Annotated in this window: 14 protein-coding genes; 5 read left to right on the top strand and 9 right to left on the bottom strand. The window is 63.0% G+C overall.

All coding sequences use genetic code 11. The features are described from left to right. Positions 1–36: 36 nt before the first annotated feature. Positions 37–1638, bottom strand: coding sequence for an L-aspartate oxidase (gene nadB, locus BUA05_RS12205; protein WP_072675302.1), 1602 nt, complete (start codon positions 1636–1638; stop codon positions 37–39). A gap of 408 nt (positions 1639–2046) precedes the next feature. Then, the gene (locus tag BUA05_RS12200) at positions 2047–3675 is read right to left on the bottom strand and encodes an AMP-binding protein (RefSeq protein ID WP_072675301.1); all 1629 of its coding nucleotides are present in this window, start codon (positions 3673–3675) and stop codon (positions 2047–2049) included. A gap of 134 nt (positions 3676–3809) precedes the next feature. Between BUA05_RS12200 and BUA05_RS12195 the strand changes: the two genes are divergently transcribed. After that, positions 3810–4619, top strand: coding sequence for a helix-turn-helix transcriptional regulator (locus BUA05_RS12195; RefSeq protein WP_072675300.1), 810 nt, complete (start codon positions 3810–3812; stop codon positions 4617–4619). A gap of 159 nt (positions 4620–4778) precedes the next feature. Here BUA05_RS12195 and BUA05_RS12190 read toward each other — a convergent pair whose 3' ends face one another. Beyond that, positions 4779–5315: a VOC family protein gene (locus tag BUA05_RS12190; RefSeq protein WP_072675299.1), complete on the bottom strand. Its 537-nt coding sequence runs from the start codon at positions 5313–5315 to the stop codon at positions 4779–4781. 118 nt (positions 5316–5433) lie between these two features. On the opposite strand from BUA05_RS12190, the gene BUA05_RS12185 reads away from it, so the two are divergent. The 3 genes from BUA05_RS12185 (at position 5434) to BUA05_RS12175 (ending at position 8508) form a co-directional block, all read left to right on the top strand. Further along, positions 5434–6861, top strand: coding sequence for an aromatic ring-hydroxylating oxygenase subunit alpha (locus tag BUA05_RS12185; RefSeq protein ID WP_072675298.1), 1428 nt, complete (start codon positions 5434–5436; stop codon positions 6859–6861). Positions 6862–6867: 6 nt separating this feature from the next. Then, positions 6868–7620 (top strand): SDR family NAD(P)-dependent oxidoreductase, encoded by a 753-nt coding sequence (locus tag BUA05_RS12180; RefSeq protein ID WP_072675297.1) that lies wholly within the window; start codon positions 6868–6870, stop codon positions 7618–7620. 90 nt (positions 7621–7710) lie between these two features. Next, complete coding sequence (locus tag BUA05_RS12175; protein ID WP_086616556.1) at positions 7711–8508, top strand: sugar phosphate isomerase/epimerase family protein; 798 nt, start codon at positions 7711–7713, stop codon at positions 8506–8508. Here BUA05_RS12175 and BUA05_RS12170 read toward each other — a convergent pair. From BUA05_RS12170 to BUA05_RS12145, 6 genes are all read right to left on the bottom strand, one after another. Next, a complete protein-coding gene (locus BUA05_RS12170; RefSeq protein ID WP_084662662.1) occupies positions 8505–9554 on the bottom strand; it encodes a fatty acid desaturase in 1050 nt (349 codons plus the stop codon). The genes BUA05_RS12175 and BUA05_RS12170 overlap by 4 nt on opposite strands. A gap of 113 nt (positions 9555–9667) precedes the next feature. Then, positions 9668–10036 carry a nuclear transport factor 2 family protein gene (locus BUA05_RS12165; protein WP_072675296.1) on the bottom strand — a complete coding sequence of 123 codons (369 nt, stop codon included), beginning with the start codon at positions 10034–10036 and terminating at the stop codon, positions 9668–9670. Positions 10037–10065: 29 nt separating this feature from the next. Then, complete coding sequence (locus BUA05_RS12160; protein ID WP_072675295.1) at positions 10066–10296, bottom strand: biotin/lipoyl-containing protein; 231 nt, start codon at positions 10294–10296, stop codon at positions 10066–10068. Position 10297: 1 nt separating this feature from the next. Then, positions 10298–11284, bottom strand: a complete 987-nt coding sequence (locus BUA05_RS12155; protein WP_072675294.1) for an alpha-ketoacid dehydrogenase subunit beta — start codon at positions 11282–11284, stop codon at positions 10298–10300. Continuing rightward, positions 11284–12264 carry a thiamine pyrophosphate-dependent dehydrogenase E1 component subunit alpha gene (locus BUA05_RS12150; RefSeq protein ID WP_072675293.1) on the bottom strand — a complete coding sequence of 327 codons (981 nt, stop codon included), beginning with the start codon at positions 12262–12264 and terminating at the stop codon, positions 11284–11286. The genes BUA05_RS12155 and BUA05_RS12150 overlap by 1 nt, the downstream gene beginning before the upstream one ends. Positions 12265–12362: 98 nt before the next feature. Continuing rightward, positions 12363–13127 carry an SDR family NAD(P)-dependent oxidoreductase gene (locus BUA05_RS12145; protein ID WP_072675292.1) on the bottom strand — a complete coding sequence of 255 codons (765 nt, stop codon included), beginning with the start codon at positions 13125–13127 and terminating at the stop codon, positions 12363–12365. 209 nt (positions 13128–13336) lie between these two features. Here BUA05_RS12145 and BUA05_RS14870 point away from each other — a divergent pair. Continuing rightward, positions 13337–13522, top strand: a 186-nt coding sequence (locus BUA05_RS14870; RefSeq protein WP_218587360.1) for a hypothetical protein, incomplete at its 3' end; no start/stop codon positions are given.

Below are 13522 nucleotides of genomic sequence, written 5' to 3'. Positions count from 1 at the left end.
AGAACCTCGTTGTTCCAGAGGCGCTTGCCATGGCGGCTAGGGCACCAGCACCGTATCCTTCGCCTCATCCGCCAGTTCGGGATAATCCAGCGTGTAATGCAGCCCGCGGCTTTCCTTGCGCCGCAGCGCGGAGGTCACGATCAGTTGGGCCGATTGCAGCAGGTTCCTGAGTTCGATCAGGTCCGTCGTCACCCTGAACGCCCCGTAATATTCGTCGACCTCGCGCATCAGCAGGTCGATCCGGCTGGCGGCGCGTTCCAGCCGCTTGGTGGTGCGCACGATCCCGACATAGTTCCACATGAAGCGGCGGATTTCGGTCCAGTTCTGCTTGATGACGACTTCCTCGTCCGAATCGGCGACGCGGCTTTCGTCCCATGGCAGGATTGCAGGCGGCGCTTCGAGGCTGTCCCAGCGTCCCAGAATATCGCGCGCCGCCGCCTCGCCGAACACGAAACATTCGAGCAAGCTGTTCGACGCCAGCCGGTTCGCGCCGTGCAGCCCGCTTTCGGTGCATTCGCCCGCCGCCCATAGCCCCGGAATGTCGGTGCGCGCATCCAGATCCACCACCACCCCGCCGCAGGTGTAATGCTGCGCCGGAACGACCGGGATCGGCTGCGCCGTCATGTCGATGCCGAGGGTCATCAACTTGTCGTGGATCGTCGGAAAATGCCCCTTCACAAAATCAGCCGGCTGGTGGCTGATGTCGAGGTGCACGTAATCGAGGCCGAAACGCTTGATCTGATCGTCGATCGCGCGGGCCACCACATCGCGCGGGGCCAGCTCCATGCGCTCCGGATCGTAATCGACCATGAAGCGGCGGCCTGTTTCGGGGTGGAGAAGATGCCCGCCCTCACCCCGCACGGCTTCGGTAATCAGGAAGTTCTTGACGTCGAGATTGTACAGGCAGGTCGGATGGAACTGCATCATTTCCATGTTGGAAACCCGCGCGCCCGCTCGCCACGCCATCGCGATCCCGTCTCCGGTGGCGCCGCGCGGGGCGGTGGAAAACTGGTAGACGCGGCCCGCGCCCCCGGTGGCAAGGATGGTGGCACGCGCCACGTGGCGTTCGACCCGCCCGCTTTCCTCGTCGAGGGCATAGACGCCCCAAACGCGGCCCGCAGCCGAGAACTGCTCGCGGTGGCGGTCGGTGATGAAGTCGATGCAGGTGCGCCCCGGCAGCAGGGTGATGTTGGGGTTGGCCTCGGCCGCGCGCAGCAGCGCCTCCTGCACCGCCCAGCCGGTTGCATCGTCGACATGCACAATCCGGCGGTGCGAATGGCCGCCCTCGCGCGTCAGGTGCAGATCGCCGCTTTCGCGGTTGAACGGCACGCCCAGCTCGGTCAACCGGTCGATCGATTGCGGCGCGCGGCTGATCACGAATTCGACCGTGTCAGGATCGTTGAGCCCCGCACCAGCCACCATCGTATCGCGCACGTGATTGTCGAAAGTGTCGCCGGCATCGAGCACCGCGGCAATCCCACCCTGCGCCCAGGCGGTCGATCCGCCCGTCAGCGAACCCTTGGCCAGCACCAGCACCCGCCTGGTTTCAGCCAGCGCGAGCGCTGCGGTCAGCCCGGCTGCGCCCGAGCCGATGATCACCACGTCATGCGTCTGCCCTGATGCATCATGCGTCGCCATGTCTGCGCCATGGCGCGCAAATCGGCAGCGGGCAAGGGCGATGCCTTGTCACACACGCTTAAGCCATTTGACCTATGTATTTCTACGTCGGCGCGTCGGACAATGGCGCGCCCGCGGCGTGACCGGTGCAAATCGGGTCGCCGGGCCGATTATCGTTCGCGGACTTCGCATAGCAGAACCTCCAACCCTGAAACCGGGGCAACCCCTCCATGTCCTTCATTTCCCTTATCGGTTGCACCACGGGCCGCCACGAGCCGCAGCGCAGGGACGTCAAGTGGGACGGATCGCGCTATGCCGGCCATTGCCGGCACTGCGGCGCCCCCATCATCCGGGTCGCCCATCGCAAATGGCGCAAATCCGGGGAATGAACGGCCGCAGCCGCCGTCCCGAGCCCGAGGCGGGCCAGCGCTATTGCGCGCCCGCCGCGTCTGCCAGCGCCTGGGCGGTCTTGTAATCGGGCTTGCCGTTGTTGAGGCGGAGCGAGCCTTTGGTGAACAGATAAAGACGCGGGATCTTGTAGCCCGCCAGCCCTTCGCGCGCATGGGCATCGAGCGTATCTGCCAGCCCGTCTTGCGCCGCATCGCCTTCGGCTTCGATCACCGCCACCACCTTTCTGCCGAAGCGCGCATCAGGCAGGCTCACCACGCGCACATCATGCACCGCCGGATGATCGAGCAACACCGCCTCGACCTCCTCGGGAAAAACCTTCTCGCCGCCAGTGTTGATGCACATGTTGTCGCGGCCGATGAATTCCATCGTCCCGTCCGCCGCCCAGCGCGCGCGGTCGCCGGTCATCAACCACCGCTTGCCGCCGATTTCGGGAAAGGTCTGGCGGTTCTTCTCGTCCTCGCCAAGATAGCCCAGCGGCAGCGGGCCGGTGCGCGCCACGATGCCGACACCGTCGCTGCCGGGGGGAATCTCCTTGAGGTTTTCGTCGAACAGTTTCGTCTCGCGCCCCGGCAAGGGCTGGAACTTGCCCCCCCCTGTCGATCCCTGCGCGGTGGTGATGACAATCCCCGTGCCCGAGCTTTCCGACGAACCGAGCGCATCGATAATCATCAGCGCAGGATGATGCGCGATCAAACGCTGTTTCAGCGCGGGCGAGAAAACTGCGCCCGATGACGTCATCGAACGCAGGCTTGCCAGCACCTCGGCCCCGTCGCCGCGCGCGTCCAGCCTGTCAGCCAGCGGCAGGGCGAAGGCATCCCCGACGATGAAGATGCCCCGCGCGCCGATCCGCCTTACCTCGTCGAGCGCCAGATCGGCATCGAATTTGGGCGCGGGCAACAGCGCCAGCGTGCCGCCCTTCAGCAGGTGAATGACAGCGGTGAACTGCCCCGCCCCGTGCATCAGCGGGCTGAGCAGCAGCAACGGCGAGCTGCTGGCGGGATGATCCGGGCCGATGGTGGCGGCTTCGGCGGCCTGTTGATCAAGGCTGGCGGCAACAAAGGGCGGGAGGCCCGGCCCGCGCTGCCACACCCCAATGCTGAACGCCTGCCACGCCTCTGCCATCGGCCACATCACCGCCTTGGGCATCCCGGTGGTGCCGCCGGTGGCGGTCAGGAACAGCGCCTGCGGATCGGCATGAACAGCGAAGTCCGCGGCCAGATCATGGGTGCACAGCGCGCCCCAATCCGATCCGCCGACATCCACGGTCAGCGTGCCTTCCGGCATCGCCTCATGCGCGACTTCGGTGAAATCGCTCTCCGTGAACAGCGCCTTCAGCCCGAAGCGGGAGAAGATATCGGCCAGTTCGCGGGTCTTGTAGTGGTAGTTCACATTCACCGGAACCACCCCGGCCTTCACGCAGCCAAAATAGGCGAGCAGATAATCGGGGGTGTTGCGCAGCATCTGGCCTGCAATATCGCCCGGCTTCAGGCCGCGCGCCGCAAGACCTGCAGCGATCCGGTCAGTCAGGGAATCCAGCTCGCCCCAGCTTACGATCCGCGCGCCATGCACCAGCGCGGGGCGCTCTGGCGCGATGGCCTGCGCCAGCTGCTTTACCGCCAACCCGAAATTCGCGCCCTCAAAACCCATGTCCGACATACTCCTTTGTCATTTTCGCTAGCCCCCAGGCCACACTGTTTCCCCTACGTAATTGGAGAGGACATGGCGAAAAATTGCGCTAGTGTCCCGATTCGAAAAAACAAATGAGAGGAGCCAGGCACGCAATGGCCCATAATGTTGTCGAGCTGCGGACACCGCAAGGCCGTGAATCGCTTGAACTATTGCTCGAACAGGTGACCATCACCTGTCCCGAGGATATTCACGATGCCGCCGTTAACCTCGCCCGAATCGCGCAGGAACGCGGGATGCAGATCGCCGTATGCGATGACATTTCCTCCAAGGAACCGATGGTCGATGCCGACGGCACGATCCTTAATGCCGACATTTTCCGCTGGCTGGATGACGGCGCGCGCTGGTGGGAAGATCATCGCCTTGCGCTGCATTCGCCGCTGCCCCGCGCCTGCCGCTATGAAAGCGAACCCTTCTGGATCAATGCCCGCGGCTTCAACACCCGCTGGCGCAATTGCTACCTCGACGAGATCGACCTCGCCGACTTTGAAAAGCGTTCGCTCTGCAAGGCGGCGATCGTGGTTCCCGTCCACCTGCCGTTCGGCCAGATCTCTGCCAGCAGCTTCATCAGCATGGACCGCGAGAAGGAAGACCTGTCGGGCGAATTCGCCGAATATGGTGCGCTGTTCGCAATGGTCACGCGCCGCTTTGTCGCAGGCTATGTCCAGGCCAACCGCACCAAACGGCGGATCCCGTCCGACTGCGTGCTGTCAAAGCGCGAAGTCGAATGCCTGCGCTGGGCCGCGATCGGCAAGACCGACAAGGAAATCAGCATGATCCTCAACCGGTCACACGCCACGATCCGCTATCACATCCACCGCGCTGGGGAGAAGCTGGACTCGGTCAACCGTGCGCAGACGATCTTCAAGGCGGGGCAATTGGGGTATCTGGGCGCGTCTGATTAGGGAACGCGCGCGTGCGCTCGCGATGGCTGCGCCGACGGTCAGCGCTTACTTCGCGTCTATGCTCTGAATTCGGTCGCGCTAGCGACCGCAGCGATGCGGCCTTCAGGACGCATGAACGAGGATTTCGCGCGCCGAATGGCGTGCGGAACACAAGGAATCTTACCCCAGCTTCCTGAGCGGCTCGCTGCCATCCCAGCCCACGCCCGCGGCCTTGATCATCCCGAACAGGTCTGGCCCGTCCTTGGCCTGCTGGAGGATCTCCACCAGCGTCCCCGGCCCGCCACCGGCATCGACATAGATCACCCCGCTCGTGCCGAAGGTGCCCTCGATCACCACCTCCGCGCCGGCCTCGGCACACACCCGCCGCGCTTCGGCGATATCATCGACCAGAATGCACACGTGGTGCAGCCCGTTGCCGGTAGCGCCATATTCGCCGCGATAGATCGACGGATGATGATCGCGCGGGCGGATCAGTTCGATCTGGATATCGCCCCAATAAGCGAGCGCGAGATCGAACACCGCATCTGTCGGCTCGCCGCGATATTTCATGCTGTCAAGGTGGATGCCCTCGATCAGGAAGAACGGCCCGACACCCATGGTCTGCGTCCAGTGCGCCACCGCCGCGTCGAAATCCTCCGGCACGAAGGCCAGCTGCATGATGTCGCCAAGAGCCGCGATTTTTCCGCTGAGCGCCATATTCCTCTCCAATCCGCTAGGGTGACCGTGGGGCGAACCTGTGTGATATTCTCAGCTCGCAACACTGCACAAAGTGCGAGGATGAGAACGGGGACCACCCGAAAGGACGCAAGGCCCGATGAACGAGATCAAGGACATTGCCCGCGCTGACCGCTGCCCGGGGATCAGCTATACCGACATGCTCAACGGCGACACCCGGCGTCCGCCGGACTATCTGTTCGAGGAAACGACCATCGAAATGGGCGACGATCCCCTATCGGTGGCGCCCTATATCTCGGAAGAGTTCGCGCAGGCTGAACGCGAGAAAATGTGGCCCAATGTCTGGCTGTTCGCCGCGCGCGAGGATGAGCTGCCCGATGCAGGCGATAGCGTGGTGTTCGAAATCGCGGGCAAGAGCTTCCTGCTGATCCGCCAGAAGGACGGCGGCGTGAAGGCGTTCTACAATGCCTGCCTCCACCGCGGGCGCAAGCTGCGCACCGAAAGCGGCAATTCAGTGCAACTGCGCTGCCCCTTCCACGGCTTTACCTGGCGCAATGACGGGTCCTTGAAGGAAATTCCCTGCGCGTGGGATTTCAAGCACCTCGAAGACAAGGACATGAGCCTGCCCGAAGCCCGCATCGAGCTGTGGGAAGGCTTCGTGATGCTGACCGAGAACCACGATCTGCCCGATTTCAAGACCTGGCTTGGCCCGGCGGCAAACCATTACGAACGTTATGATTTCGGCAATCGCTACACCGGGATGTGGGTGCAGAAGAAGATCCCCGCGAACTGGAAGGCTACCGCCGAAGCTTTCATGGAAGCATGGCACTCGGTCACAACCCACCCGCAGCTGCTCGCCTTCCTCGGCGATGCCAATACGCGGTATGATCTGATCGGCGATCACTTCAATCGCGCGATCACGCCGTCGGGCGTGCTCAGCCCGCATATGAAGGGCAAGAACTCCGACTACGTTCTCGAAAAGATGAACGAGTTCTCGGGCGGGCAGGATGCACGCACCAACCGCCGCTTCAACGCCACTGAAGGCCCGGACGAAGCCTACGACGCGGGCGACCCGCTCGGCGCACGCAAAATCCTCGCGGAGGCGGGGCGCAAGGGCTTTGCCGAGAATTACGGCCATGATTATTCGGACGCTTCGGACACCGAAATTCTCGACAATTTCACCTATAATATCTTCCCCAATTTCTCGCCGTGGATCGGGTTTCTGCCGACGCTGGTGTACCGCTGGCTGCCCGGCGACACGCCTGACTGGTGCATCATGGAAATCCGCCTGCTGTTTCCCACCCCCAAGGGCGAGCAACGCCCCCGGGCAGTCGCACCGACCTATATCCCGGATGACGAACCCTTTGCCTGGGCGAATGACATCATGGGGCCGCAGCTTGCCAATGTGTTCGATCAGGACATGGCCAACCTGCCCTTCGTGCAGGAAGGGATGAAGACGATGAAGGAAGGCAAGATGGAGCTGGGCCATTATCAGGACAGCCGGGTGCGGCATTTCCAGACCACGCTGAAGAAATATATCGACGGAGAGCTGCCGGCGGCTAAATGATCGGGCATGGGCTTTTCCTTTGAACTGACGGGGCGCACCGCGCTCATCACCGGTGCATCATCCGGCCTCGGCACGCGCTTTGGACGGATTCTCGCGGCCAGCGGCGCGCAGGTCGCGCTTGGCGCGCGGCGCAAGGACCGGCTGGAGGCGCTGGCAGGCGCAATCGGGCCAAATGCCGCCGCGATCGGCATGGATGTCGCGCGTGAGGCGGATATCATCGCCGGGTTCGACGCGGCAGAGGCGGCCTTTGGCCCGGTCGACACGGTGATTGCGAATGCGGGCGTGGACGGTGCTGGCATGGCAACCTCGATCTCCGAAGGCGAGATCGAACAGACCCTCGCCATCAACCTCAAGGGCGCGATCCTGACCGCGCGTGAGGGCGCAAAGCGGATGATGGCGCATGGGGTGACCGGGGGACGGATCGTGATGATCGCCTCGATCACCGCCTTCGAACCTTCCCCCGGCCTCGTCGCCTATGCCGCGTCCAAGGCGGGCGTGGTGCAGGCGGGGCGCACCCTGGCGCGGGAATGGGCGCGGGCCGGAATCTGCGTCAACACTATCTCTCCCGGCTATATCCGCACCGCAATCAATGATGCGTGGTTCGATACCGAACCCGGCAGGAAACAGATCGCCCGCTTTCCCAAGCGACGGCTGATGGGCGAGGAGGGGCTGGACGCGATGATCCTGTTCCTGTGTTCCGACGCGTCGGAGTTCGTGACGGGCACGGATTTCGTGCTGGATGATGGCCAGACGTTGTGATGCGTTTTCGGTTCAGGCTGATGCGAACCGAAAAGCACGCTCAGGTGCCGTGCGGACTTGGTCGCGGCATCCCTGCGGGAACCGCTCCCGGTGCCTGACCGACTGATCTCGCTCGCCGCCGGGATCATGCCTGAGGCCACCCCTTCGCAACTCATCGAATGCGCCGCTGCGTCCGAATTCGACTTCGGCGGCATGTGGGCCGAGCGTGAAACATGGACCTCGGCCACCACCCGCGCCATCCGCCGACAGGCGCGGGACGCTGGCGTGCAATTGCTCGATCTGGAGGTCGCATGGATCATGCCCGGCCCGCCCGATCCGTGGCTCACCGAGCTGGTCGACATCGCCGCCGAGCTGGGCGCGCGCAACCTGCTTTGCGTTTCCAGCGATCCCGACATGGCGGCGGCGACGGCCAAGTTTCAGGCGATGGTTGACCGGGCGCAAGGCACTGGTGTGCGGGTCAATCTCGAATTCGGCATCTTCACCGAAGTGAAGACGATCCACATGGCCAGCACCATCCTCGAAGCCATCGAAGGCGAGGCCAAGGCGCTGCTCATCGACACGCTGCATTGGGCGCGATCGGGCGGAACCGCTGAAGACCTTGCGGCGATCCCGCACGAATGGCTGTCTTACTGCCAGCCCTGCGATGCGCCTGCGGACGGCCCTGACCTTATGAATTTCGATGCGATCATCGACGATGCCATCAACCGCCGGATGCCGCTGGGCAAAGGCGGTTTGCCGCTGGCCGCGATGGTGGACACGTTGCCCGGCCACCTGCCGCTGGCGGTCGAGGAACGTTCAGCCGCCTTGCGCGAAACCTTCCCCGACCTTGCCGAACGCGCGCGTGAAGTTGCCCGCACCAGCCGGGCATGGCTGGATCGGCAGAGCTAGGCCGCGACGCCGGAAATCCCTCGCGATGCTTCACGAAAGGTGATCATCCGGCGCTGATCTTCCGACCATAGTGCCAGCCTGAGCGGCCCCAGTGTCTCTCGCGCCGTGAACCTGTTCAGGTTGTGCAGATCGGGATTGGCCGCCAGCACTTCAGGCAAGCGATAAAACGGTATGCGGCTTGCAAGGTGGTGAACATGATGCACCCCGATATTGCCGCTGAACCAGCGCAGCGGCTGGTCAAGGTCGAGATGCGAACTGCCGTAAAGCGCCGCCTGGTGGAACGACCAGTTATCCGTGTCGTCCCAGTGCGCGTGTTCGAACTGGTGCTGGACATAGAACAGCAGCACCCCCAGCGAAGCCGCAACGAGCAAGACCGGCAGCACAACCAGTGTGGTCGTGCCGAGGCCGAAGGCGTAGGCCAGCCCCCCAAGGATCGCGATGATGGCAAGGTTGGTCGCCATGGCGCTGACCCAGTAGATCGCCCCCTTGTCCATCAGGCCGATCGGCAAGCGGTGGCGCAGCAGGAACAGGTAGGCAGGCCCGATCCCGAACAGCACGACCGGATGGCGATAAAGACGATAAAGCAGCCGCTGTGACCGCTTGGCGGCTTGGAATTCCCGCACAGTGAGCGTGTCGACGTCGCCATATCCGCGCGCATCCAGATTTCCGGTGCTGGCATGATGCATCGCATGCGAACGCTTCCAGCAATCATAGGGCGTGAAGGTGAGCACGCCCAGCGCCCGCCCCGTCCAGTCATTGCCGATCCGGCCGGGAAGGAACGCGCCATGGCCGCAATCATGCTGGATGATGAAAATGCGCAGCAGGAACAGGCCTGCCAAGGGCACCAGCGCAAGCGCCAGATAGTGCCCGGCTTGAACTGCAAACAGCATCAGAGCCACGATGCCCATAAAGGGAACCACGGTGATGGCGAGCTCCCAGAAGCTGCGCCCGGGGTGGGCCTCGGCAAAAATCCTGAGTTCACGCATGAGAATTCGCGGATCGAGCGCAGCAGTTTCTGCACCTTCTGCGCAGTCGGCATCTGTCATCAGATTCTTTCTTGGAATTGAAGTTTCGTCACCCTGATAGAAACATCTTTCCAAAAGCGAAAGCTTGCTGGCACTTTGCTGCCGAATGCCCTGCCGCCTTGTGCCCGTCCGCCTTACGCTCGCGCGGCGATTTCGGCGGCGTCGAAATAGTGGATGCGCAAGCTCTTGAGCAGGCCGTCTTCGAAACTGCCCGCCTCGCACACGGTCTGGCTGAAAGGCGCGCTGCCATCCTTGGGGTGCATCGTCAGCGTCAGCACCACCACCGCGTGGGTATCGCCGCCGGTGATGTCGTGGATGTCGACCCTGGCCTCTGCCCACGTGCCATACATCGCCGCGGCGCAGCGTTGCAGCGCGTCCTTGCCGCGCCATTCGCCCGCAAAGGGCAGCGAGTTCGCCTCATACAACACGAAATCGGGATGGATCAGGCTTTCCACCCGGTCCCAGTCGCGCGCACCCGCTGCGGCATAGATGGCAGCGAGCATCTCTCTCGGACTAGCCACTTGCTCCAGCCCTACTCGATCATCCCGATCAGATCGCCGACCTTGTAGACCGCGCCTTCCTCGCCCGTGGGACGGATGACCCCGCTGGCCTGCGCTTCGATTTCTGTCGTGCTCTTGTCGGTTTCCACCGTGTAGATGATGTCGCCCTTCTCCACCGCTTCGCCATCGCCGAACATCCATTCGACGAGGGTCATTTCGACAGCGCTCATGCCGAGCTTGGGAATGCGGATTTCAGATGCCATTCTAGAGCTTACCTACCGATGCTTTGATCTGTGCGACGATGTCCGACTTTTGCGGAATCCATGCTTGTTCGAGGTGGGTGGCAAACGGCACCGCAGAGAACGTCCCGCCGATCCGCCGCACTGGGCCCTTGAGATCATCCCAGCATTTTTCCTGAATATTGGCCGCGAGTTCCGCTCCGGTGCCGAACGGGCGCACCGCTTCATGCAGGGTGATCGCACGGCCGGTCTTGCGCACGGATGCCAGCACGGTTGCCTCATCATAGGGGGCGATGGTGCGCAGGTCGATCACCTCGACGCTGATGCCTTCCTTGGCGAGATCATTCGCCACTTCGAGCGCATCGAGCACGGTGCGGCCATAGGTGATGAGGCTGATATCAGTGCCTTCCCGCGCCACCGCGGCCTTGCCCAGCGGCACGCGGTAACCCGGGCCGGGGTCTTCGGATTTGAGGCCGTAGCACAGGATGTTCTCGATGAAGATCACCGGATCATTGGCGTCGATGCTCGCCCGCATCAGTCCGCGTGCATCGGCGGCGTTGGACGGGGTGACGACATGGATGCCCGCGACGTGCGCGAACCACGCCTCCAGCATATCGGAATGCTGGCCACCAAAGCCCACACCGACACCAGTGGTGGTGCGGATCACGATCGGGCAGGGGGTCTGCCCGCCGCTCATGAAGCGCAGCTTGGCGGCGTGGTTGACGATCTGGTCCATGCACACGCCGACGAAGTTCATAAGCATGATCTCGGCAATCGGCCGCTGCCCGGCGAGCGCCGCGCCAACCGCCGCGCCGATGATCGCGGTTTCGGAAATGGGCGTCGCGCGGATGCGATGTTCGCCATATTTTTCGGTCAGGCCCGAGGTGACCTTGAACACCCCGCCGCCCTGCTTGGCCGAAACATCCTCGCCAAGGCAGAACACGCCCGCATCATCGGCCATTGCTTCGTCGATGGCGAGGTTCAGCGCCTGGGTCATGGTGATCTGGGCCATCAGGCGGTCTCCTCCAGCACGTCTTTGTAGATTTCATCAGTGTCCGGCAGCGGCGCGTCGAGCGCGTGCTGCACGGCCGCATCGATCTGCGCGTCGATATCGGCCACGACGGCATCCAGCTCTTCCTCAGTGAACTGGTGTTCCAGCATCACCTTGCGCAGCTTGGGCAGCGGATCTTCCGCCTTCATTTCCTCGATATGTTCGGGCGGCATGTAGCTGAAGTCCGATCCGAAGAAGTGGCCCATCATGCGGTAGCACATGGCCTCAACCAGCGTCGGGCCTTCACCGGCGCGGGCGCGGGCGACGGCTTCCTGCATCGCCGGGTAGATCTGGTGCACGTCATTGCCGTCAACCGTCACGCCCTTCATGCCATAGCCTTCGGCGCGCGATGCGATGCTGCGGCTGTCGGTGTGATCGGCATAGGCGGTGTGTTCGCCATAGCGGTTGTTCTGGCACAGGAAGATCACCGGCAGCTTGTAAAGCTGGGCCATGTTCATCGCTTCGTGAAATCCGCCGATATTGGCCGCCCCGTCACCAAAGCTGACCAGCGTTACCCGGCCATCGCCGTTGTTCTGGCTCGCCATGGCAAGCCCATTGGCAATCGGCAGGCCGCTGCCGACCACCCCGGTGGTGACCATGATTCCGGTTTCGGGATCGGTGATGTGCATGGTGCCGCCCTTGCCCTTGCAGGTGCCGGTCGCCTTGCCGAGGCATTCGCCCCACCACTTTTCCATCGGGATGCCCTTGGCGGTCTGCTCGCCCTGCCCGCGATAGGTGCAGACGACGTAATCGTCCTTTTCCAGCGCCGCCACGGCCGCGGCGGAAACCAGCTCCTGCCCGCGCACGCAGTAATACATCACCGCCACCTTGCCGCCCATCAGCAGCTCGCGGAATTTCTCGTCGGTGCGGTTCACCTTCATCGTGCGGGTATAGATGTCGAGCAGCTTGTCGCGGTCGATCTCTTTGGCGATTTGGGCCATGAATCTGTTACCTCTCAGATTTCCGTTCGTGTCGAGCGAAGTCGAGACACCCCGCACCAAGCCTCTCGACTACGCTCGAGGCGAACGGAAGTTTGCTCTTAAAATTGAACGCGCTGGGTGAAGCCGCCGTCCACCACCAGATTCGTGCCTGTCATGTAAGGCACCGCCGGGCTGGCGACGAAGACGATCGCATTGGCCACTTCCTCGGGGTTGCCGAAGCGGCCCATCGGCATCTTGGCGAGGGTGCCGTCGAACAATGGCTTCATGTGCTCCTCGATCACTTCCCAGTTGCCGCCCTTGTAATAGATCGCGCCGGGACTGACGGTGTTCACCCGGATGCCCTTGGCGGCATAGGCCTGTGACAGCTGCGAGGCATAGGTGATCAGCGCGGCCTTGATCGCGTTGAAGGGGTTGGGCGCGATGAAGGTTTCGAGCGCGGCGGTAGAGGAGAGCATTACGATCGAGCCGGTGTCCGACGCTTCAAGATAAGGCGTCAGCGTCTCGACCGCGAAGGCCGCACCTTTCAGGTCCATGTCGAGGCAGGCCTGCCAGTCCCCCGCCCCACCGGTGCCCGAGGCGCTGGCGGTGTGAACGAAGATATCGCACCCGCCGAGTTCGGCCACGGCCTTTTCCAGCCATGCCTGATAGGCTTCGGTGCCCGATGCCATGTCGAACACCTCAGCGAAAACCTTGCCCGGCCCGGCAGCGTCGATTTCGGCCTTGGCGGCCTCGATCTTGTCTTCCTTGCGGCTGAAAAACGCGACATCCGCGCCCTCGGCTGCGAACAGTTTGAGCGAGGCCAGGCCAAGGCCATGCGCCCCGCCGTTCATGATGACTTTCTTGCCCTTGAGTCCCAGATCCATAGCGCACCTCTCCCTGGTTGCGGTTCTGCCCAAGGGGATAGCCGAGTGGGAGCGCGGGGCGTATCGTCAATTTTGTGGGGTGGGGGGAGTCTTTGTTGTTCCGCACTCGCGTCCGAGAGCGCGAAATCCTCGCTCATGCGACCTGAAGGTCGCGTAGCTACGGGCGGGCACTTGAACGTTTCGGCGGCCTTGCGGTCGCTGCGCGACCATTGGTCGCCAGAGAGGGTGGCCGCTTTCGGGCGATCTTCACTTGGCACTTTATGGCCGGTTGTGGGTGGGAAGCAGACACCTTGTTTCCCCGTCATCCCAGCGAAAGCTGGGATCGCTGGCGGTCAGTTGATCTGCTCGAAAAGGTCACCCCATTCAGGGTTGCTCTTTTCAATCTGCTCGATCTT

It is taken from the genome of Erythrobacter sanguineus, from assembly GCF_900143235.1.
Taxonomy (GTDB): Bacteria; Pseudomonadota; Alphaproteobacteria; order Sphingomonadales; family Sphingomonadaceae; genus Erythrobacter; species Erythrobacter sanguineus.
This window is presented reverse-complemented; position numbering and strand designations above follow the sequence as displayed.

What these genes read in the sequence shown, in the direction of transcription:
- nadB (WP_072675302.1), bottom strand. Translation starts at nt 1,638, where the DNA reads ATGGCGACGCATGATGCATCAGGGCAGACGCATGACGTGGTGATCATC.
- BUA05_RS12200 (WP_072675301.1), bottom strand. Translation starts at nt 3,675, where the DNA reads ATGGGTTTTGAGGGCGCGAATTTCGGGTTGGCGGTAAAGCAGCTGGCG.
- BUA05_RS12195 (WP_072675300.1), top strand. Translation starts at nt 3,810, where the DNA reads ATGGCCCATAATGTTGTCGAGCTGCGGACACCGCAAGGCCGTGAATCG.
- BUA05_RS12190 (WP_072675299.1), bottom strand. Translation starts at nt 5,315, where the DNA reads ATGGCGCTCAGCGGAAAAATCGCGGCTCTTGGCGACATCATGCAGCTG.
- BUA05_RS12185 (WP_072675298.1), top strand. Translation starts at nt 5,434, where the DNA reads ATGAACGAGATCAAGGACATTGCCCGCGCTGACCGCTGCCCGGGGATC.
- BUA05_RS12180 (WP_072675297.1), top strand. Translation starts at nt 6,868, where the DNA reads ATGGGCTTTTCCTTTGAACTGACGGGGCGCACCGCGCTCATCACCGGT.
- BUA05_RS12170 (WP_084662662.1), bottom strand. Translation starts at nt 9,554, where the DNA reads ATGACAGATGCCGACTGCGCAGAAGGTGCAGAAACTGCTGCGCTCGAT.
- BUA05_RS12165 (WP_072675296.1), bottom strand. Translation starts at nt 10,036, where the DNA reads ATGCTCGCTGCCATCTATGCCGCAGCGGGTGCGCGCGACTGGGACCGG.
- BUA05_RS12160 (WP_072675295.1), bottom strand. Translation starts at nt 10,296, where the DNA reads ATGGCATCTGAAATCCGCATTCCCAAGCTCGGCATGAGCGCTGTCGAA.
- BUA05_RS12155 (WP_072675294.1), bottom strand. Translation starts at nt 11,284, where the DNA reads ATGGCCCAGATCACCATGACCCAGGCGCTGAACCTCGCCATCGACGAA.
- BUA05_RS12150 (WP_072675293.1), bottom strand. Translation starts at nt 12,264, where the DNA reads ATGGCCCAAATCGCCAAAGAGATCGACCGCGACAAGCTGCTCGACATC.
- BUA05_RS12145 (WP_072675292.1), bottom strand. Translation starts at nt 13,127, where the DNA reads ATGGATCTGGGACTCAAGGGCAAGAAAGTCATCATGAACGGCGGGGCG.